The sequence below is a fragment of the Beduini massiliensis genome, from assembly GCF_000829905.1.
Lineage (GTDB): Bacteria > Bacillota_I > Bacilli_A > Erysipelotrichales > Coprobacillaceae > Beduini > Beduini massiliensis.
Window position 1 is genome coordinate 51,959 of record NZ_CDPP01000006.1, and the last position, 21,372, is coordinate 73,330.

At 27.3% G+C, this 21,372-nt stretch carries 22 protein-coding genes and 1 pseudogene; 17 read left to right on the forward strand and 6 right to left on the reverse strand.

The annotated features are described in order from the left end of the window. The first annotated feature begins 25 nt into the window (after positions 1–25). The 17 genes from BN1225_RS10205 to BN1225_RS14870 all read left to right on the forward strand — a co-directional run bounded on the left by BN1225_RS10205 (position 26) and on the right by BN1225_RS14870 (position 16,883). Positions 26–1,174, forward strand: coding sequence for a glycosyltransferase family 4 protein (locus tag BN1225_RS10205; protein WP_147585206.1), 1,149 nt, complete (start codon positions 26–28; stop codon positions 1,172–1,174). Beyond that, positions 1,171–2,214: a polysaccharide biosynthesis protein gene (locus BN1225_RS10210; protein ID WP_074434815.1), complete on the forward strand. Its 1,044-nt coding sequence runs from the start codon at positions 1,171–1,173 to the stop codon at positions 2,212–2,214. The genes BN1225_RS10205 and BN1225_RS10210 overlap by 4 nt, the downstream gene beginning before the upstream one ends. Then, positions 2,192–3,355, forward strand: coding sequence for a polysaccharide biosynthesis C-terminal domain-containing protein (locus BN1225_RS10215; RefSeq protein ID WP_317621637.1), 1,164 nt, complete (start codon positions 2,192–2,194; stop codon positions 3,353–3,355). The genes BN1225_RS10210 and BN1225_RS10215 overlap by 23 nt, the downstream gene beginning before the upstream one ends. A 3-nt stretch (positions 3,356–3,358) precedes the next feature. After that, positions 3,359–4,495, forward strand: coding sequence for a non-hydrolyzing UDP-N-acetylglucosamine 2-epimerase (gene wecB / locus BN1225_RS10220; protein ID WP_041139744.1), 1,137 nt, complete (start codon positions 3,359–3,361; stop codon positions 4,493–4,495). 5 nt (positions 4,496–4,500) lie between these two features. Continuing rightward, positions 4,501–5,460 (forward strand): glycosyltransferase family 2 protein, encoded by a 960-nt coding sequence (locus BN1225_RS10225; protein ID WP_041139745.1) that lies wholly within the window; start codon positions 4,501–4,503, stop codon positions 5,458–5,460. 2 nt (positions 5,461–5,462) lie between these two features. Beyond that, entirely contained in the window at positions 5,463–6,398 is a 936-nt protein-coding gene (locus tag BN1225_RS10230) for a glycosyltransferase (protein ID WP_041139746.1), read from the forward strand. 2 nt (positions 6,399–6,400) lie between these two features. Beyond that, positions 6,401–7,495 carry a glycosyltransferase gene (locus tag BN1225_RS10235; RefSeq protein WP_187117550.1) on the forward strand — a complete coding sequence of 365 codons (1,095 nt, stop codon included), beginning with the start codon at positions 6,401–6,403 and terminating at the stop codon, positions 7,493–7,495. Next, positions 7,482–8,543, forward strand: a complete 1,062-nt coding sequence (locus BN1225_RS10240) for a glycosyltransferase family 2 protein (RefSeq protein ID WP_041139748.1) — start codon at positions 7,482–7,484, stop codon at positions 8,541–8,543. The genes BN1225_RS10235 and BN1225_RS10240 overlap by 14 nt, the downstream gene beginning before the upstream one ends. A 4-nt stretch (positions 8,544–8,547) precedes the next feature. Beyond that, positions 8,548–9,627, forward strand: coding sequence for a polysaccharide pyruvyl transferase family protein (locus BN1225_RS10245; protein ID WP_041139749.1), 1,080 nt, complete (start codon positions 8,548–8,550; stop codon positions 9,625–9,627). A gap of 2 nt (positions 9,628–9,629) precedes the next feature. Then, the gene (locus tag BN1225_RS10250; protein WP_041139750.1) at positions 9,630–10,844 is read left to right on the forward strand and encodes an O-antigen ligase family protein; all 1,215 of its coding nucleotides are present in this window, start codon (positions 9,630–9,632) and stop codon (positions 10,842–10,844) included. Then, a complete protein-coding gene (locus BN1225_RS10255; RefSeq protein ID WP_041139751.1) occupies positions 10,841–11,881 on the forward strand; it encodes an acyltransferase family protein in 1,041 nt (346 codons plus the stop codon). Before BN1225_RS10250 ends, BN1225_RS10255 begins: the two co-directional genes overlap by 4 nt. Positions 11,882–11,884: 3 nt before the next feature. Beyond that, entirely contained in the window at positions 11,885–12,889 is a 1,005-nt protein-coding gene (locus BN1225_RS10260) for an acyltransferase family protein (RefSeq protein WP_041139752.1), read from the forward strand. Positions 12,890–13,225: 336 nt separating this feature from the next. Continuing rightward, a complete protein-coding gene (locus tag BN1225_RS10265; RefSeq protein WP_041139753.1) occupies positions 13,226–14,287 on the forward strand; it encodes a glycoside hydrolase family 88 protein in 1,062 nt (353 codons plus the stop codon). Next, on the forward strand, positions 14,277–15,791 hold the full coding sequence (locus BN1225_RS10270; RefSeq protein ID WP_052466557.1) for a lipopolysaccharide biosynthesis protein: 1,515 nt from the start codon (positions 14,277–14,279) through the stop codon (positions 15,789–15,791). Before BN1225_RS10265 ends, BN1225_RS10270 begins: the two co-directional genes overlap by 11 nt. 392 nt (positions 15,792–16,183) lie before the next feature. Continuing rightward, a complete protein-coding gene (locus tag BN1225_RS14135; protein WP_052466559.1) occupies positions 16,184–16,486 on the forward strand; it encodes a hypothetical protein in 303 nt (100 codons plus the stop codon). A 1-nt stretch (position 16,487) separates the two neighbouring features. Then, positions 16,488–16,655, forward strand: a complete 168-nt coding sequence (locus BN1225_RS14140; protein ID WP_156133054.1) for a hypothetical protein — start codon at positions 16,488–16,490, stop codon at positions 16,653–16,655. Between the two features lie 18 nt (positions 16,656–16,673). After that, positions 16,674–16,883, forward strand: coding sequence for a transposase (locus BN1225_RS14870; RefSeq protein ID WP_187117551.1), 210 nt, complete (start codon positions 16,674–16,676; stop codon positions 16,881–16,883). Positions 16,884–17,372: 489 nt separating this feature from the next. On the opposite strand, the gene BN1225_RS10280 is transcribed toward BN1225_RS14870, so the two are convergent. From BN1225_RS10280 to BN1225_RS10305, 6 genes and pseudogenes are all read right to left on the reverse strand, one after another. Continuing rightward, positions 17,373–18,281 carry an IS3 family transposase gene (locus BN1225_RS10280; RefSeq protein ID WP_041139754.1) on the reverse strand — a complete coding sequence of 303 codons (909 nt, stop codon included), beginning with the start codon at positions 18,279–18,281 and terminating at the stop codon, positions 17,373–17,375. A 29-nt stretch (positions 18,282–18,310) separates the two neighbouring features. Beyond that, on the reverse strand, positions 18,311–19,027 hold the full coding sequence (locus BN1225_RS15125; protein WP_317621648.1) for a helix-turn-helix domain-containing protein: 717 nt from the start codon (positions 19,025–19,027) through the stop codon (positions 18,311–18,313). Positions 19,028–19,033: 6 nt separating this feature from the next. Further along, positions 19,034–19,729 (reverse strand): annotated as a pseudogene (locus BN1225_RS14395) (ATP-binding protein); the annotation flags it as partial. Then, positions 19,707–19,955: a hypothetical protein gene (locus BN1225_RS10295; RefSeq protein WP_041139755.1), complete on the reverse strand. Its 249-nt coding sequence runs from the start codon at positions 19,953–19,955 to the stop codon at positions 19,707–19,709. The gene BN1225_RS10295 and the pseudogene BN1225_RS14395, both read right to left, overlap by 23 nt. Positions 19,956–20,201: 246 nt before the next feature. Beyond that, positions 20,202–20,660: a hypothetical protein gene (locus tag BN1225_RS10300; RefSeq protein WP_187117552.1), complete on the reverse strand. Its 459-nt coding sequence runs from the start codon at positions 20,658–20,660 to the stop codon at positions 20,202–20,204. After that, positions 20,651–21,205: a helix-turn-helix domain-containing protein gene (locus BN1225_RS10305; protein ID WP_041139757.1), complete on the reverse strand. Its 555-nt coding sequence runs from the start codon at positions 21,203–21,205 to the stop codon at positions 20,651–20,653. The genes BN1225_RS10300 and BN1225_RS10305 overlap by 10 nt, the downstream gene beginning before the upstream one ends. Positions 21,206–21,372 lie beyond the last annotated feature (167 nt).

Genomic DNA, 21,372 nt, shown 5'->3' on the forward strand with positions numbered 1-21,372 from the left:
TTCGGTGAAAATCTTATACTTATCAATGGCATTTAATAAGCAAGGTGATAATTTGTATAACAACCTTGTTGATTCGTTATTAAATAGAGGACATCTAGTTACAATTGTAAAATCAAATACGCAAGAAGATTTTATTGATGTAATTTCAAATAATTATAAGATACTAAATGTAAAAACAGGAAATACATTTGAGGCTAATTTAATTAAAAAAGGAATTAATCAAATTCGTCTTCAGTCGTATTTCAAAAAGGCTATTAAAAGAAAACTGAAAGAAGATCATTTTGATTTGATTTTATATGCAACGCCACCTATTACATTGTATGGAGTAATTAAATATTGTAAAGAAAAATATAAAGCGACAACATTTTTAATGTTAAAAGATATATTCCCTCAAAATGCAGTAGACTTAAACATGTTTTCGAAGAAGAGTTTTCTTTATAAGTATTTTAGAAATCAAGAAAAAAAATATTATGAAATCTCAGATTTTATAGGTTGTATGTCCCAAGGAAATATAGATTACTTATTAAAACACAATCCAGAAATTCGAAAAGATAAAGTGAATATTTTTTATAATTCAATAAAAGTTAATTGCGATTTAAATACTGAATTTAATACAGATAAAACTGTTTTTATTTTCGGTGGAAATCTAGGGAAACCGCAAAATATTCCCTTTTTATTAGAAGTAATTAAGAAATTATCCGATTATCCAAAAGCTTATTTTAAAATAATTGGAAAAGGAACTGAGCAAACAATTATAAATAAATTTAAAAATAAATATTTATTAAATAATTTACAATATATTGAGTATCTACCTTCTAATGAATATGAAGAAATTTTAAAAAAAGCTGATGTTGGATTAATTAGTTTAGATGCAAGATTTACTATTCCAAATATTCCATCAAAATTTCAGTTTTATTTAAGACAAAAAAAACCCGTGTTAGCAATAACTGATACAAATACTGATATTAAGGATATGATTTTGAATAGCGACTGCGGGTGGTGGATTGAAGCTCATGATGCTGATAAAGTTATAAACTTAATAAAATCCATTTGTGAAAAAAAAGAAGATCAAATTAATAAAGGAAAAAATGGATTTAAATATTTTATTAATGAGTTTGATGTTGAAAAAAATGTTGATATTATAGAAAAATTTTATGGAGAAAAAATAAAATGAGACAATTCAAAAACAAAATATTATTAATTACTGGAGGAACAGGATCTTTTGGTAATGCAGTATTAAACCGTTTTTTAGAAACCGATATTAAAGAAATTAGAGTATTTAGTAGAGATGAATTAAAGCAGGATAATATGAGACATGAATATCAATCAAAATATCCTGAAGCATTTCATAAGTTAAAATTCTATATTGGAGATGTCAGAGATTTAGCTTCAATTAAAAATGCTATGTATGGTGTAGATTATGTGTATCACGCTGCTGCATTAAAACAAGTACCTAGTTGCGAATTTTTCCCAATTGAAGCTGTAAAGACGAATGTATTAGGTACAGATAATGTTTTAACTGCTGCCATTGATTGTGGAGTTGAAAAAGTTGTTTGTCTATCAACTGATAAAGCGGCTTATCCAGTCAACGCAATGGGCACAAGTAAAGCAATGATGGAAAAAGTTATTGTAGCTAAGAGTAGAACAGCTGATCCAAAAAAAACAAGTATTATGTGTACAAGATATGGAAACGTATTAGCTTCAAGAGGTTCCGTAGTACCTCTTTTTATTAACCAAATTAAAGAAGGAAATGATTTAACATTAACAGAACCAACAATGACAAGATTTGTCATGACATTAGAGGAAGCTGTTGATTTAGTTTTATTTGCCTTTGAAAATGGAACAAGCGGAGATATCTTTGTGCAAAAAGCACCAGCATGTACAATTGAGGTTTTGGCACAAGCGCTTAAGGAATTGTTTAATGCTAATAATGAAATCAAAGTTATTGGAATTAGACATGGTGAAAAGATGTATGAAACATTACTTACCGATGAAGAGTGTGCCAATGCCATTGATTTAGGAAACTTTTATAGGGTCCCGGCAGATAAGCGGAATTTGAATTACGACAAATATTTTTCAGAAGGTATTAAAGAATCTCAATTAAAACAGTTTAATTCTAATAATACAGATTTAATGGATGTAGAAGCGGTTAAGAATAAATTATTAGAAGTTCCATTAGTAAGAGAAGAACTTGAAAAATGGAGAAACAAATAAAATGAAAATACTAGTCACAGGATCTAATGGATTTGTAGGTAAAAATCTAGTTGAAACGTTAAAAAACATAAAAGAAAATAAAGATAGCAGCAAAAATATCTTAGTTGAAGACATTTTTTTATTTGATTTAAACAGTTCAATAAGCGACCTAGATAAATTTACAAAAGAATGTAATTATATAGTTAATCTTGTCGGCGTCAATAGACCTCAAAATTCTCAAGAGTTTTATACCGGAAATAAAGAATTTATTGAAACTCTTTGCATGTATTTAAAAAATAACAACAACAAATGTCCTATTATTGCTTCATCCTCCATACAAGTTGGAAATGAAACTGATTACGCAAAGAGCAAAAAAGAGGGGGAGGATTATTTAAAGAAATTTTCTAAAGAAAATGGTAATCCTGTTTATATCTATAGATTTGCCAATTTATTTGGGAAGTGGTGTAGACCAAATTATAATAGCGTTGTGGCTACTTGGTGTTATAACATTGCCAATAATATTGCCATACAGATCAATAATTCAAATGCACTTCTTCCATTATGCTATATAGATGATGTCATTAATGAAATTATCGAATGTATGAAAGGTAATGCAAATTATAATGGTGAATATTATGAAGTATCTCCAGTCTACAAAGTCTCATTAAGTTTTATAGCAGATGTACTATACTCATTCAAGAAAAGCCGAAGAAATCTTTCAATACCAGATCAGAGTCACGAGGTAGTGAAGAAACTATATGCAACATATCTTTCCTATTTGCCAGAAGGTGAATTTAGTTATCCATTAAAAATGAATATTGATGGGAGAGGCTCATTCACTGAATTTATAAGAACAAAAGAACATGGACAGATATCCGTCAATATATCAAAACCACATATTACAAAGGGAAATCACTGGCATCATACAAAGAATGAAAAGTTCTTAGTTGTTAAAGGAACTGGAATTATCAAATTAAGAAAAATTGGTGATGATAAAATCATTGAATATAAAGTATCTGGAGAAAAACTTGAAGTTATAGATATTCCAACTGGCTATACACATAACATTGAAAATATTGGAGATACAGATATGATAACTATCATATGGGCAAATGAACCATTTGATGCAGAAAAACCGGACACATATTTTGAGGAGGTATAAAAAATGAAAAAATTAAAACTAATGACAATTGTTGGAACCCGACCCGAAATCATTAGACTCTCACAAGTTATCAAAAAGAATGATAAATATTTTAATCAGATATTAGTCCATACAGGACAAAATTATGATTATTTTTTAAATCAAGTTTTTTTTGAAAACTTGGGATTAAGAAAACCTGATTACTACCTCAATTCAGTTGGAAATGACCTAGGTGAAACAATCGGTAGTATCATAGCCAAAAGTTACCGACTAATGGTTGAAGTTAAACCAGATGCATTATTGATATTAGGAGATACAAATAGCTGTCTAAGTGCAATCAGCGCTAAGAGATTGCACATTCCTATATTTCATATGGAAGCTGGAAACAGATGTTTTGATGAATGTCTCCCTGAAGAAACAAATAGAAAGATTATTGATCATATTGCTGATGTAAATCTATGCTATAGTGAACATGCAAGAAGATATTTGAATGCTGAGGGTACAGCAAAAGAAAGAACATATGTAACAGGCTCACCTATGGCTGAAGTTTTAACGGCTAATTTAGAACAGATTAAGACATCAGATATTTTAATTAAACTCGGATTAGAAAAACAAGGTTATATTTTGTTGAGTGCACATAGAGAAGAAAATATTGATACCGAAAAAAATTTTATTGATTTGTTTACCTCTATAAATAAACTAGCAAAAATATACAATATGCCAGTATTATATTCATGCCATCCAAGAAGTAAAAAATTTTTGGAAGAAAGAAACTTCAAACTAGATAAAAGAGTAAGAGTGCATGAGCCATTAGGATTCCATGACTACAACAACTTACAAATGAATGCATTTGCAGTAGTCAGTGATAGTGGAACATTACCTGAAGAATCCTCATTCTTTACATCAATAGGACACCCATTTCCAGCAATTTGTATAAGAACAAGCACAGAAAGACCAGAAGCATTGGATAAGGCTTGCTTTGTATTAGCGGGAATTTCAGAAGGTGGAGTTGAGCAAGCTGTTGAATTAGCGGTAGAAATGAATAAGAATAACGATTTAGGGATACCTGTACCATATTATGTAGAAGATGTAAGCAATAAAGTTGTAAAACTTATTCAGTCATATACAGATGTTGTTAATAAAGTGGTTTGGAGGAAATAACAATAATGGAACCTTTAGTAAGTCTTGTTGTACCAATATATAATTCTTCAAAATTCATAGAAAAATCAATTAAATCAATATGCAAACAAATATATCAAAATATAGAAATTATCTTGGTTAATGATGGGACAAAAGATAACTCAATTGAGTTAGCTCTAACTGTAATCAACAAATATAATAGAAAATATAAACTTATAAATCAAAAAAATTTAGGTCTTTCTAGTGCTAGAAATAGCGGTATTGATTTAAGTGCAGGAAAATACATTTGTTTTATAGATTCTGATGATATCCTTGATGAAGGACATATCAGTCATTTAGTATCATTAATTATTAAAAAGAATTTAAAGGTAGTATTTTCTGATTTCGAATTAACTAGTGAAGATAAAAGAGATGGAAACAAATGCAAAGTATTTCAAACAAAAGTTTATTCAAAAGATGAATTATTTCATTTTTTTGTATTAAGAAAGCCTGCAATACACTGCTGTACTTTATTAATTGATAATAATTATTTAAAATCAAATAAATTATATTTTAATAGTAAATTAAAGTACGGCGAAGACACTGAGTATATGTGGAGGCTTTTCTCTACTATACAAAATATTGGTAGAGTACAATCGACTACTTATAAATATTTAATAAGAAAAAATTCTATCATGACATCAGTTGGAATTGAAAAGGGAATAGTATTTCAAGAGGAACTTCATAAATCTATAACTTTACTTAGTAATAATGATACGAAATATATACAATATTATAAATGGGCATATTACAGAAATATATTGGGATGGCTTCATAGTATGGCTCGTAATGCTGATTATAATACATTTAAAAAAGGTTTAAAAACTGTTGATATGACTAACTTGTCTAACAATTTAAAGAATTATCCAAATTTAAAGATTAAAATTTTAGTCTCTTTACTTAAGATAAACTCATATGTATCCTATAGATTATTGAGAGGTAGTTAATTATGATTTCCGTAGCTATGACAACTTATAATGGTGAAAAATATATTATTGAACAATTAAATAGTATTATTAACCAAAGTTTACAACCAGATGAAGTAATTATATGTGATGATGGATCTACTGATAAAACAATTCCATTAATAGAGAATTTTATACAATCAAATAATCTTGAAAAAAAATGGAAATTAGTAAAAAACAATTATTCTTTAGGATTTATTAAAAATTTTATTAAAGCTATTAATTTAACAAGGGGGGATATTATTTTTTTATCAGATCAAGATGATGTTTTCATACAAAATAAATTTCAAATAATGATAAAGTATTTTGAACAATATCCTGAATGTGTGGTATTAAACGCCAATTATTCTATGATAGATAAAGAATCAAAAAAAATTGAAAATTATAGAATTAAATCTCCAAAAAGAAGTAAGAAAATTGAAAAATTAAGCTTTCAATCTTATTTATATAATTCAAACTACCCTGGATTTTCAATAGCTTTTAAAAAAAATATTAAAAAAGAATTAGAATCTCTTAATTTAGATAATGTATATGGGCATGATATATTAATTAATCTAATTGGATTACAACAAAAAGGTTGTTATGCTATTCCTGATATTCTCAGTAAGTATAGAATACATACATCGAATACATCAGGTGTTGGTGAAGTGACCAATGATTTGTTGATTATCTCAAGAATCCAACAAAAAGAAAAAGAACTAAAAGAATACGTACAATTAAGAAGTTTTATAAGTAGTAATGGTCTATCACTAGATAAAAATATTATTTATAAAAGAGAAAAAATCTTAAGAAAAAGAATTCTGTATTTACAAAATAAGAATATTATATTTTTGTTAGGAATTCTTTTATTTTCTAGAACATATCCTAAAAGTACTATTTTAGGAGATATATTTTATATTATGAAAAGGGGGAGGGAATGATATTGAAATTATTATTTATATCTCAAAATGAAGCACCATTTAGAATGAAATGGATGGATGAGTTAGCAAAATACATGGATGTGAAAATTTATCATCTTAATGAATATGAAGAAAATATAAGTAATGAATATATTAGCTATCATACTTATAGAGCTCAAACTGAAGATATATCAACATCTATATTTAAAAAAAAGTTATATGATTATAAGAAAATACTAAAAGAAGATTATGATGTTCTATTACTTGACGGATATGGTTTTTTTGCCCAGCAATTATTAATTATATTTTTAAAAATAATAAAAAAAAAATATGGTTTATCTATAGATGGAGGTTTTATTCCAAAAAAAGAGAACATTCTTAAAAAGAAGATTAAAACTTTTTTTATCAAAGGTGCAACTTTCTATTTAAGTACTTCACAAGATACAGACAGCTATTTAAATTATTATGGTGTCAATAAAAATATAATTTATAGACATTATTTTTCTAATGTTAGCGATAATGATATAGAAAATTCCCCTCTATCTTTAGAAGAAAAATTAAAAATCAGAACGGATCTTGGTATAGAAAATGTTTTTACATTGATATCTGTAGGTCAATTGATTTATAGAAAAGGGTTTGATTGCCTAGTAGAAGCAATCAAAGGTATACATGGTGAATTTCAATTATTTATAATAGGTTCTGGTAATAACTCACATCTAAAAGATATGATGATAAAAAACAAGCATATACATCACATTGAATTTATTTCCAGAGATCAATTAGATCAATATTATAAAGCTAGTGATGTATTTATTTTGCCGACAAGAGAAGATGTATGGGGTCTTGTTGTAGGAGAAGCAATGGCAAAAGGATTGCCAATAATAGCAACAAATAAATGTCTAGCGGCAAAAGCAATGATAGAAAATGGAATGAATGGCTATATAGTTTGCCCAGAAAATATTGATGAAATGATGAATGCAATTATTAAAGTTATGAATGTAGATTTGAATAATATGGGAGCAAAGTCTATAGAAACAATAAAAAAATATAGTTTAGAATATTCTGCTAAATGTGATTATATGCTATTTAAGGAGTTGAAAAATAATGAATTATTATGATTTAACGATTATTGTCCCAATATATAATGCAGCACCATATTTAAACCAGTGTATAGATTCTTTATTAAATCAGCAAACTAATTTAAATTATTGTATTTTTTTAATAAATGATGGTAGTCTTGATCATTCATTAGATATTTGTAATACATATAAAAAGCAACATCAAAATATATATGTATTTAATAAAGAAAATAAAGGAACTTCTACAGCTAAAAATTTAGGTCTAGATAATGCTAATTCTAAATACATAATGTTTGTTGATAGTGATGATTATGTTGATGAAAAATATATTTCAAGTTTACTGAATGATAAAGAATATTATGATTTATATTGTGCTGGATATTCAATTGTTTATGAAAAACAAGGAACAATTATAAATAATTTAATTCCTAATTGTATAAAAAAAAATAAAGACACATCTAAATTATTGGAAATGTTTAAAAGTGAAGGTATTTTAAATGTTGATATATCAAAAATTTATTTATTGGAAATAATAAATAAACATCAAATCCGTTTTCCTACAGATATGTCAACAGGAGAAGATTTAGTCTTTAATTGCAATTATTTTTTACATATACATTCTTTTAAGACCCTTAAAGAATCTCATTATTATTATATTAGACGTGATATTGAATCATTAGTGAATTCATATAAACCAACTTTGTTTAAGATGGTCGAAAAATGCTTAGATTCCATCGATACTTTATATGAAAACAATACAAATAAGAACAATATTCGTTATTTAGCAAATATTCATTTTGATTACCGTTTTACAGAACTAACTAACTTATTTAGACGAAAATGTGATTTGTCAAACCGTGATAAGTTAGAAATTATAAAAGTAATCATAAGTAATGAAAAACTAAATAAGTATTTAGATATTTCAACTAGAAATGATAAATTATCAAATATATTCAAGTGGTCGATTAAACAAAACAACCCATTATTAACACTATTGATTTATAAAATATTATTTTTTTTAAGATATAGATTATCGCATTTATACTATTATTTAAGGAATAAATTAATTTTGATAGAAAAGGATTGATAAAATGAATTGTAAAATAGGAATTGTTACATTAGTAGGAAATTTTAATTATGGAAATAGATTGCAAAATTTTGCATTACAGGAAGCAATTAGTAATTTGGGATATACCGCACAGACATTAGGGGTAAAAAATCAAGAAAAAATATACAAAAAAACAATCAAAAAAATATTATTTTACTCTAGTGGTATTATAACAAAAAATGCAAGAATAAATAATTTTGCCAGATGTATAAAAATTGAGAAGTTTACTAATAAATATATTAATCAAAGTGAATATAGTTTACCAATAGAGAAGAATCGAGATATTGATAAACATTTTGATACTTTTATAGTCGGTAGTGATCAGGTTTGGAATCCTCACTACAATTTAAATAATAATTATTTTTTAAACTTCACCAATAAAAGAAAAATATCCTATGCAGCAAGTCTTGGAATTACAAATCTCCCTAAGAAATTTGAAAATAACTTAATACAAGCATTAGATTCTTTTTATGCTATTTCGGTCAGAGAGCAATCTGCTGTAAATATTTTGCAAAGTAAAATTAATAAAAAAATTAACTTTGTACTTGATCCAACTTTTTTATTAACAAAGAATCAGTGGGAAGAATATATTTCAACTTATCACCTAAAAAATATTGAAGAAAATTATATCTTATTATATTTTTTAGGTGATATTTCTGAAGAAATATGGAGAAAAATTAATGAATTGTCAATATTATATGATGCTAAAATAATAAACCTAATGGATTCACAAAATCAAAAATATTATGTTATTGATCCATTCGAGTTTCTTTTATATATAAAAAATTGCACTTTATTTTTTACTGATTCTTTTCATGGTACTGTCTTCTCTATTATATTAAATAAACAGTTTGTTGTTTGTGAAAGAAGCTTAGGAGCAGATGGAAATATGAATACTAGATTAGAGTCATTATTAGATAATTTCAAATTAAATAATCGAACTTTTACTATGCAAATTTCAATGAATTTATGGACTAATCAGAACTTTGATAAAGTCAATAAAATCTTATCAATATATAGAAGTGAGTCATTAAATTTTCTTAAACAAAGTTTGGAGGACTAAATGTGAGAATAAAATTAAAGGAAACAAATCTTTTATACGCTTTATTAATATTTATTACATTTTCTCCTTTCATCCATAGTACATATATTTTCATCTTTCTAGAATTCTTATGTATTTTTTGTTTTTATTTATTAAATAAAAAAATCTTTTTTTTAAAAACTAAATCTTGTTTGAGATTTTTTTATATTATCCCTCTTTTTATTATATTATTTTCACATTTTAATATATCTGCAATTGGACAAGGAATAAAAATTTTTTTAGCTATTGTAATAATTATGCAATTAAAAGATAAAAAATTATGCTATGAAATCAGCAAAAAATTCTTTTTAAAACTTGCTTTTATATTAATTGTTTCTATTTTGTTTGAAAAATTCTTTACTAATTTCTTTTTTGATATATTTAAACCGATATTTACATTACTAATTGGGGCTGAAGGGAGCGAGATGATTTACCAAAACGCCACCATTGTTGGAGTTTATTATGGTTTATTTCCTGATGCAGCAACTTCTTGTATTTTATTAATCATTCCACTAGCATTTATATTTAATAAAATTAAATTTAATTATAAAGATTGTATAATGGTATTTATGATTTTCATTTGTTTGATGATAACATCAAAAAGAGGACCATTTATTTTTGCTTTTTTTACATCATTATTTTTGTTTTGTCATGATGAAAATAATAAGTTTAATAAAAAAAGGCTATTGATTATATGTATAGGTTTATTATTTTTTATGGGAACTTTAATTTATATATTCCCCTATTTGGATAAGGATGTTGGTTTAGGAAGATTAATGAATACGGTATTAAATATATCTAATTCAGATATGAATATTACGAGTGGACGTTCTAATTTATCAAATTTTGCTTTGAATATTTTTTATGATCACAAATTATTGGGAGTTGGGTGGGGGCAATTCTCAAAACTTTATTTTCTATCTACGTATCGTAATGTTCTAAATGTCCATAATGTTTATATACAACTTTTGTGTGAAACAGGCATATTTGGTACAATATTTATCTTATCACCATTTCTAATATCACTTGTTTTATTAATGAAGGATACTACACTTATTTTATTTAAAAGAGGTGCATTATTTATTTTGATATTTAATTTATTTTATATGTTTAGTGGATGTCTTTTTGATATGCCATTATATTATTTCAGTTTGTTATTGTTTCTGTATTTTCCCATTGCAAGGAGTGAAACAGTATGATTTCAAAAAAATTAAGTAAAACACTATTATCTATAAATATAATCTTCGCTCTTATGATTGTTTATATGCATGCGACTAATATTAAAATATACGATTATAATACAAGTAGGTTTGGATCCTTATTTAATACATTTCAAATAATTATGTCAAAAGATATATTAGCAGTGTGCGTACCGGGTTTTTTTATTATTTCTGCCTACTTATTTTACATAAACTTAGAATTTAATACTATTAAAACAAAAATTTTCAAAAGAATAAAAACAATCTTTGTTCCTTATTTAATTTGGAATACAATAGCATTGTTATATTTTTTTATTATTTCAAACTTATTTAGTAATTTAATGAATATGAATAAAATTGAACTAACATTTCAAACCCTATTTTCTGGGATTTTTTTATTTCAGTATTCTCCAGTTAATTGGTTTATATACCAATTAATCATTTTCATTTTACTATCGCCAATATTATATGTTGTATGTTCAAACAAAAAAAGTTGTATTATATCGATGATAATAATTAGTATACTTGTTTTGTTTAATTATAATAATAGTTTTATAAGTACATCTTCTTTTATGCCTTGTCTAAGAATTGATTCACTACTGTATTATGTTTTTGGTATATATATGGCAAAACACAATAATATACTGGAAAATATTGAACAAAATTTTTCTATGTATAAAGCCTGTGCTATATTTTTGATCTCTCAAATTATTATTTATGTTGATTACTTAAGTCAATATAATCTGTTTTTTATTGGGGTAATATTATATTTTATAGCATTAATTAGATTTTTTTACGGTAAATATTGGAAATTTTTAGATAAATCTTTTACATCTTTTTTTGTTTTTCAAATACATGGGTTTATTTTAGAACCAATTGAAAAAATTATATTTTTAGTGTTTGGAAATAGAATTGTTTTTGGTGTATTAGATTATTTTATTGCGCCAATTATTTGCCTTATTTTCATTTATATTATTACAATAATAATGAAAAAATATACTCCAGGTTTTTATAAATTGCTAGTAGGAGGTCGTTAAGATATGTTAATGAGAAGAAGTGAAAATTATATAGATTTTTTAAAAGGGAATTTAGTTCTTTTTGTTATATTAGGCCATTGTATGCTATTTGGTTTTACAAATACTATTACATCAGAATACACTGTAGAAAGCAATTACTTGTTTAGATTTATATATAGTTTTCATATGCCATTGTTCATGCTTATTAGTGGTTATTTTACATTTAACAGTATAAAAAAGAAGAGTTTTAAAGAAATTATTAAAATAAGATTTAACCAACTAATATTCCCCCTATTGTTGCTATCAATAATAACCTCATTAAATAATCAAGATTTTTTAAATATGGTTATTTATAAATTTTTTACTAATTTTTGGTTTGGATGGGCTATTTTTTATTATACTATATTAGTTTACATAGTTGAAAAAAATAATATAAAGATTCTATATTTAGTTTTTTTTGTTTTACTAATTTTTATTCAAATTCCTAATAGTATGGTGTTCAAGTTTGAATTAATATTTTTTTTGGTAGGATTTTATATAAGAAAAAATAAAATAGACTTTAAAAATTATTTGTATAAACTTGATGAAAAAAAATACTTTATAATACTTATTATTTTAATATTGACTACTTTTTTATATACAGAAAAAATGCCGATTCATATAACTGGAGTATTTGATGCTTTAACATTTGATAACATTCAAATAAATATTACAAGATGGTTACTTGGTTTAATAAATAGTTATTTTGTTGCATTGTTAATAAAATATGTTTATAAGGTTATTCCTCCATTTTTAAAAAAAATATTCTCACTTCTAGGTCAAAATTCTTATGAATTATATATTATTCATTGTTATCTAGTTCAAGGCATTTTAAAGAAATTAGCAATTATTTTAGGATTAAAATTTAACTATTTTATGTTATTTATTGAATTTATAATTATATCTTTATTTAGCATTTTAATTCTTTTTATCCTAAAAAACATAATAAAATGGTTGAAGTTAACATATAAAAAGTGTTACATTAAGTAATTTTAAAATTGATTGATTTCTTTCATGGCAGCAGGACTAAATAGAATATCTTAAGAGCTTAATTATTTAAAGAATTGAATAATTTTGAACTGAGGAGTAAATAAGTTTATATATTTATTTAAAGATAATATTCTATTAAAAAACTTTTTAATTTGATTAATACCATGACTTTTATTAACTTATCTTAATTTAATAATTTTTAAATTTATACAGAATGAGGAGTTATAGTTAACAACGCATAAATACTTGGTTACATTGTAAGACTAGAATTTGACATACTATTTTGTCAATAAGACATAACAGGTAATAAAAAAATATAATGGGAGTTAAACTAAAATGAATAAAAAATACCAAACAGTTATTATTAAAACAAAAGATATATTTCTAGATAAAATAAATAAAAAACAATTATTAAAAATAAAAATAAAACATTTATTAATATTTCTTCTACGTCATAGAAAAAGTTATTATAGTCTTTACGGTTGGCGAATTTCATTGTTGGCTTTGGCACTTTTGGAATCTTACGAAATTAATCATAGAAAAGATTTATTAAATATTGTAGAAAAGTATTGCTTAAATTTTGTGAAAAAGCCTGATTTAAAGGTTATAGATTGTGTTATTGTCGGAGAAGTTTTATTCAAACTAAAAGAAATAAAAAATACTAATTTATACGATAATACTTTACATATTATTTACGACTATATAAGGCTTTTTCCAACTGATAAAGAAGGAAGCAAGTTATATAGAATCACAGATAGCAATAAAATTTTTGCTGATACTATAGGAATGATTTGTCCGTTTCTTATGATGTATTCACATCAATTTAATATTTCTGAGGCTGAAGATATTGCTATCACTCAAATTGACAATTTTATTAACAATGGTCTTGATGATAATTCGGGATTGTTTTATCACGGATATAACAAAAGTGAAAATATTGCCTATGGAGTTATAGGATGGGGTAGAGCTGAAGGATGGGTACTTAGAGGTATTACAACAGCTTTGGAGTATATGCAAAATAAAAATAAAAAAATGGAGTATATACTATTTTTAAATCAACATTATGAAAATATAATGAAATATAAAATTGAGGATAGATTTTTCAGCTGGCAACTACCTTGTACAAAAGGTCATGTTGACACGTCTACTATGAGTATGATTTTAAAATCGATGTTGGTCTTTTCAAAGACATCAAGTTATTCTATAGATTCAAGACTCATAGATGGATTGCTAGCTATGGCGAATGAAAAAGGCGAAGTTTTATCTTGCTCTGCTGAGTGCCATGGTTTATCAGAGTACCCCCAAGTGTTTGGTACTTTTGATTTTGGACAATCATTTTATTTATTATTCTTTAACGAATTAATTATTAGTGAAAGTTGGAATATTAATGGAAAGTAGATTTCATAATACAATAAAAAATAGTTTATTTGGTTTTATAAATCAAGTAGTTATGTTAAGTTTGAATATCTTAAATAGGACATTATTTATTAAAATATTAGGAATAGCGTATTTAGGAGTTAATGGTTTATTTTCAGATATTCTTACAATGCTGACCTTAACAGATTTAGGTCTGAATACTGCGATGGTCTATAGTTATTATAAACCTTTAAGCGAAAACAATGAAGTAAAATTAGCTCAATTGACCTCTTTCTATAAAAGATTATTTCAATTAATATCAATAACAATTATAGCGCTTGGTATTATATTAATTCCATTTTTGAAGTATCTTGTAAATTTAGAAAATGGTATTAAACACATCTATGTATATTACATTTTATTGCTAATTAATACAGCGTGTTCTTATCTTTTTATATATAAAAGTTCAATTCTTTCTGCAACACAAAAAAATTATATTATCTCTAAAACACAAACTATTTTTTATATCATAAAACTTATTTTTCAAATAGCCATATTATTTATCACAAAAAGTTATGCTTTATATTTAATAGTACAAATAATTTGTACTATTACAACCAATATTTCATTGTCTAAAAAAGCAGAAAAGCTATATCCCTATATTAATAAAAAAACCAAAGCCTTGGGTGAAAAAGAAAAAAAAGACATATATTCAAACGTTAAATCTATGTTCTTATATAAATCAGCTCAAGTTATTTTTGGTGGAACAGATAATACATTAATATCCGTGTTAGTTGGAACTATTTGGGTTGGAATTTATTCCAATTATAATATTGTGATCAATGCAGTTAATGGTTTTATTGATATTTTATATCGCTCAGCTATAGCAAGTATTGGTAATGTTATTGCTACTAATTCGGAAGAAAAAAGATACGAAGTATTTAGATTTACACAATTATTCAGTTGTATACTAACTACTATCACAACCTGTTGTTTAATGTTACTATTAAATGATTTTATTAGATTGTGGGTTGGTAAAGAATTTGTTTTAAATAAGTTTATATTTCTATCAATAATTTTCAATTATTACTTTAATGGTGTTATTCATCCCATATGGTCTTTTAGAGAAGCTTGCGGGTTATACATGAAAACAAAATATATTATGATTCTTGCAGCAATTATTAACATAATCCTATCTGTTATCTTAGGTATTTATTTTGGAATTACAGGGATTCTTATAGCATCATTAATAGCTCGATTAAGTACATATTTTTGGTATGAGCCTAAAATATTATTTAATGAATATTTTAACTGCTCTCAAAAGCATTTTTATTATCCCTTATTACAAAATACATTTTATACTGTCATTGTTACGTTCGTATCATATACAATAACATCTATGTTCACTGTTAATAATTGGTTAGATTTTATAATAAAAACTATAAGTGTAGGACTATTATCAACAATAGGTACATTAATATTTTATTATAAAAATGACACTTTTCAATTATTTATAAAAAAATATATAAATAATTATAGAAAATAAACTGTTTAATAAGATTTAAAGCTTTATCAAAGTATGTGCTTGCATATAGCCGAATTCTATTAAAATATTTACACTGCTAACTAGATCTTCAAACTCATTAGAATAACTGTTAGAAACTATATATGTATTTGGAATTGCTGAACAATTTTTTGCTTCTAAGGATAATGGATATTATTGCTTTCATTCTATTGGAATATTAATGTATATTTCATACTAATTTTAATTCTTAAGTTTTTAAAAGAAAGATTGGTTTAAAAAAGCTGATTATTGAATATTTCGGCGATTTAGAACCACTTACAATTAAATAACGGTCCATTCACAGAGACACCTCTTTTGGTATAAGATTGCAATGTAGGCATTGCAATCTTATACCAAAAGAGGTGTTTTTTATTATGCAAGAAATCAAGAAGATTCTTAAAAAACGTTTTAAAGGTGATGGTCAGCGTTCAATCCCTTCAACGTTGCATATATCACGAAATAATGTCAGCAAAGTTTTTAAAGCTGCCGATAAATTCGAGTTTGCATGGGTTCAATTGCAAAATATGGATAAATCACAAATTAGTGAAATTTTGTTTCCTGAAGAAAAGTGTGTACCAATACAAACAATGCTGGATTTTGATTATGTTCATAAGGAATTACTTAACCCAGGAACCTCTATTAAGGACTTATGGCAGGAATATATTGAACAATGTTAAAATGCTTCATTATCACTCTACCATCGGTCAAGGTTTTTTAGAACGCTATCAGGAGCATGTAAAGAAGAGTAATTTAACTATGCATATCCATCATAAACCAGGCGATAAAGATATGGTTGACTGGAATGGTATAACGATGAATGTGTTTGATTCGTTCACTGGTGAATAAGTAAAAGTATACCTATTTTTGGCAACATTACCATTTAGTATGTACTGTTATGTCCTGACATGTCCCAGCATGAATCAGGAAGAGTGGATTCATTGCCATATTAATATGTATAAATATTTCGATGGAGTAACCAGATTACTTAATCCCGATAATCTTAAAACCGGGATTATTCATAACAGAAAATTTCAAATGAATATTTCGACGTTGCGAAGCTATGTTGTCCATTGATTTAGAGCCAGCCAATTCCACTTAAGAGAGCCACCTTGACCGAGAATGAGATCCAGTTCATAAGAACAGGCTCATAATCGTTCTTTGATTTTTGAATAATCTTCTCTCATTAATGATCCCTGCAAAAGTATGCTATAAGAACTGTTAAAGTTCTATCTAAAATTGCATCTGCTCCCAATCTTTCACCCAATCGCTGATACCATCCTTCAGGTGATCACTGAGTACATAGAATTGTTGAGTGTTTATTATATCTAGATTCCATGAATTCAAGAATATTGTTTCTTTCACTTTCATTTACTGAAGTTAATAAAAATTCATCCAGTATTAATAAATCAAATCTACTTTACTGTTCTATAAACTTGCGATATGTTCCTTGGATTCTTGCAACATCAAAATCTGATAATAATTGAACCGCCCCTGTCAAGTAGACAGGTGAAATAATTAAAATTATTGTTGTTGAAGTTGTCGAGCTGACAACTTCATTTTTCTTTATGTAGCTAATGTTGTGCTGCTTATGTAATGTTCTAATTTATATTTTTTTATTCTTTTATTTTCAGGTATGGGATATTGATTTGGTGTTTGTAAAGATAACGCTTCACTTCTGACTTCATAGGGGGTCTTAACTCCAAATCTTCTCTGATATCTTTCATACATGTAATAGTCTATCCACTCATCTATAGCTTTAATAAGCTCATCTTTTGTATTGTAATGTTTTCCGTAATGATACATCTCACATTTCATGATTCCCCAGAACCCTTCCATTGGTCCGTTATCTATGCAAAAGTGTACTCTTGACATGCTTTGTGTCATTCCATATGCCTTCATCATCTTTATAAAAACTGGTCTTGTATATTGAAAACCGCCATCACTGTGGAATAAAGGATGGGCATTGGGATTGTCTTTAACTGCCTTATCAAATGTATTAAAGACAAGTGGGTTATTATTGTGCTCACCCACTTCATAACTGACAACTGTTCTGTCATAAAGATCAAGAAAGATACTTAGATAGAGCTTATATTCATTATGTGGACCATATTTGAATTCAGTGACATCCGTCACCCATTTTTCATTTGGTCTAGAGGCATTGAAATCTCGGTTGAGATTATTCTTGGCTGTGTTGTTGTGTTTTCTGACTGTGCAGCTTCTTTGTTTAGGGCGAATAATACTATGAATCCCTACTATTCTCATCATCTTATAGATACGTTTATCACTGTAATTCTTATTATAATCTCTATTGATTCTGTCAGCCATCATACGATAACCTAGTAATCCGTTATATTTTTTATGATATTCTCTGATCCATTTAGCTATTTCTTCATTTTCTTTATCTACTGCACTTTTTTCATGTTGTCGCCATTTATAGTAGTTTGCACGTTTTACACCTAGTATTCTGCACATGAGTGATATAGTGGCTGTCCTTTCTTTATCTATCCTTTCTTCACTAATTTCTTTGATGGTTTCATATTCTGCTTCATATTTACTTGTTCGATAGACCTCCTCCTTTCGATCTCGTCTAACTTTTTTAGAAGTCTAAGCTCCAGTTGTGCCATTTCAAGTTCATGCTCCTTCTGCTTCAGCTGACGCTTTAATAATGTCACTTCATCCACTTCTTCATCCGGTTTATGTCGTCCACGTTTGTCACCTAAACCTTCTTCTCCTTTTTCCTTGTACTTCTTAACCCAGTTAAAGACATTCGCGTAAGTGGTTTCGAATACCTTAGCCGTTGTCTTATAATCCATATCATGTTCAAGACAGTACTTTACGATTTCAATACGTTCTTCCTTATTGACTTTTCTGCTTTTAGCCATATAGATATTTTCTCCTCCAGGAATATAATCTTTTAGTTCTCTATGACTATTATACAATTTCACCCAATTTTTTATAGGACTAGCTGATGAAATATGATATTTTATTGCCAAGTCCTCATAGGATTCTCCACCATTGAGATAATCCAATACAACCTGTTCTTTAAAACCCTTTGTATAGGCTGCATTTGTAATAGATGGATTCGATGCACTTTCACCGAATGCCAGATATTTTTTAATCCAATTACTCACAACAGTCTTTTTTGTATTTATTTCTTTGGCTAAAGAAATAGTAGATCCCTCACCCCCTAAATATCTTTTCACAATGCTTAATTTCATAAGATAAGAATTAGCTATGACTCGATCCAGTATAGCATCTGCAACAGCTCCTCCTCCAAGATTAGTGTGCCATCCTTCCGGTAGAAACTGTGATGCGAATATTGTTGCTTTACAGTCGTATCGCAATTCTAGCAGTTCAAGTATATCAGACTGCTGTTGAGCAGTAGTTGGATTTAATAACCATTCGTCTATTATTAACAAATCTGCTCTAACATAGTATTTTAGTTTCTTTTTGTAAGATTCCTTATTTCTAGCCTAATTCAAATCATAAAGCAGGTCCGGCAATCTAACATATTTAACATTTTTCGCTTTCTTACATGCTGAATTTCCTAAAGCAGATATGTAATATGTTTTGCCAGTTCCTGTCGCACCTACTACGATCACATTAAGATGCTCATCAATATAATCGCATTCTGCAAGTTTTAATGTCAGTACTTTATCAATTTCTCTATCTGGATAAAATCTGATTTCGCTTACGGAACCTTCTGGCATCCTTATCTTTGATCTTTTTTGAATTCCATAAATAAGCTTATTATATTTATCATCAGCTTCTCCATCAATAAGAAGTGCAAATCTTTCGTCAAAGGAAAGCTCCAGATATACTTTATTTGTAGATTGATTTTTATAAAGCTCGGCCATCTTAGTTAGATTCATTTTCATTAGTTTTTCGTAGTTCTGATTAATCATTTCTATATTCTCCATAATATGAAGCCCCTCTTACGAGTGTATAATCATTTGTTTCATTTTCTTTTTCTTCGACTTTTTGAATGTTTTCGATTACTGCCTTAAAATTTCTATGTATAGGTGCGATATTCTTCTCGATAATGATTTCTGAGGCACGTTCCAAGAGTTGTGAGGAATACTTATCTTTTAATTTAAGAATCGTAATACACTGGTTATATACCTGCTGTTCAACTCTGGCATTCATGAAAATGCCTAGTATCACCTTATACGTATCAGGGCCTATCGTTTTTGACCAGTTGAGAATTCTCTCCTGATTCCATTCACCATAGGCTCTATGATTATCAGGCTTATGTTCTTTATTCGTAACATACTTATTTACACCACTCAATATCCTTGGATATGTTGCGATGCGAACATTCTTATCATAGATTTCAATAACCCTGGATGTAATCCTTATCTGTACTTCTTTTTTTAGATACTGATATGGTAGTTAAAAGATACAGTAGCTTTTTCCAGATAGCATATTCATATGGCAATTCAGGAAGTGCAGACAGATATTCTTTTTCTTCATTTTCAAATACATAATTTCTTGAATAGTCTCTTTTTGGAATGGCTTATCATTTAACTTATTTACTTCTTCCATGATGCGAGTATTAAGTTCTGTCAATGTACTAAATCTTACATCTCTTAAACGTGCAATGATTTGACGTGTCATATAACCAACAGATCCTTTTTTATCTTTAGGATGTCTTACTCTAGCTGGAACGATGGCAGTTTCATAATATTCAGCCATTTCATAGTAAGCAGGATTTAATATGATTTCCTCATATTTCTTATGAGAAATCACAGCAGTTTTACAGTTGTCACAGATACACATCAAAGGTACGCCTCCAAAGAAGTTATACATATCGATATGATGATTGATCCATGATTCTTCTTTCATATCCATGGTAGCTTGAGCAAACATATATTGACTGAACGGCAATACACCAATAAATAAATAAATAAATATACTTTTCCTATCACATTAGTAAGTGTCCTATCATAAATTGGGATTGTAGTACCGGCCCAATCCACCTCGCACCTTTCACTTGGTTTGCGGTCAATATGCATGGTCAGTTTATTTGTATCAACATAGGATTTATAGACATTACCGAACTGCGTGTATTTAAGATAGGATTCACCTAAAGCTATACACTCTTCAACATACTCTTCCCATAGAAGCATTAACGTAACACCTTTGCGTTTCAAATCCTCATGAATATGTTTACAATCAGGTCTTCTTTTTAAAATCACCTCCTCTGGTTTTTTAGTAAACAGTTCATCAAATGAAAAATCATCCATATCTTTTACATCATTGTAGGTAAGGTTCAGTTCTTTCAACTTTTTTAGTGTATTTCGTACACGTCGATCTGAAACTTTAAGTGTCTTACAAATATTTCTTTGAGACATTCCTTGATGATTAAGACGAACGATGTTCTTGTCTTTAGACATAAAAAGTCCTCCTTTCCTTAGAATTTGTAGATATCTGTCTACATTTATATTCTAATTCCAGGAGGACATTGTGGAGCATATAATTATATTTTAAGGTGTCAACACTGTCGTCGTTAGAAACACGTTGTCGTCATAGCATTAATATGGTGTCGTTCTTTGACCGTAAT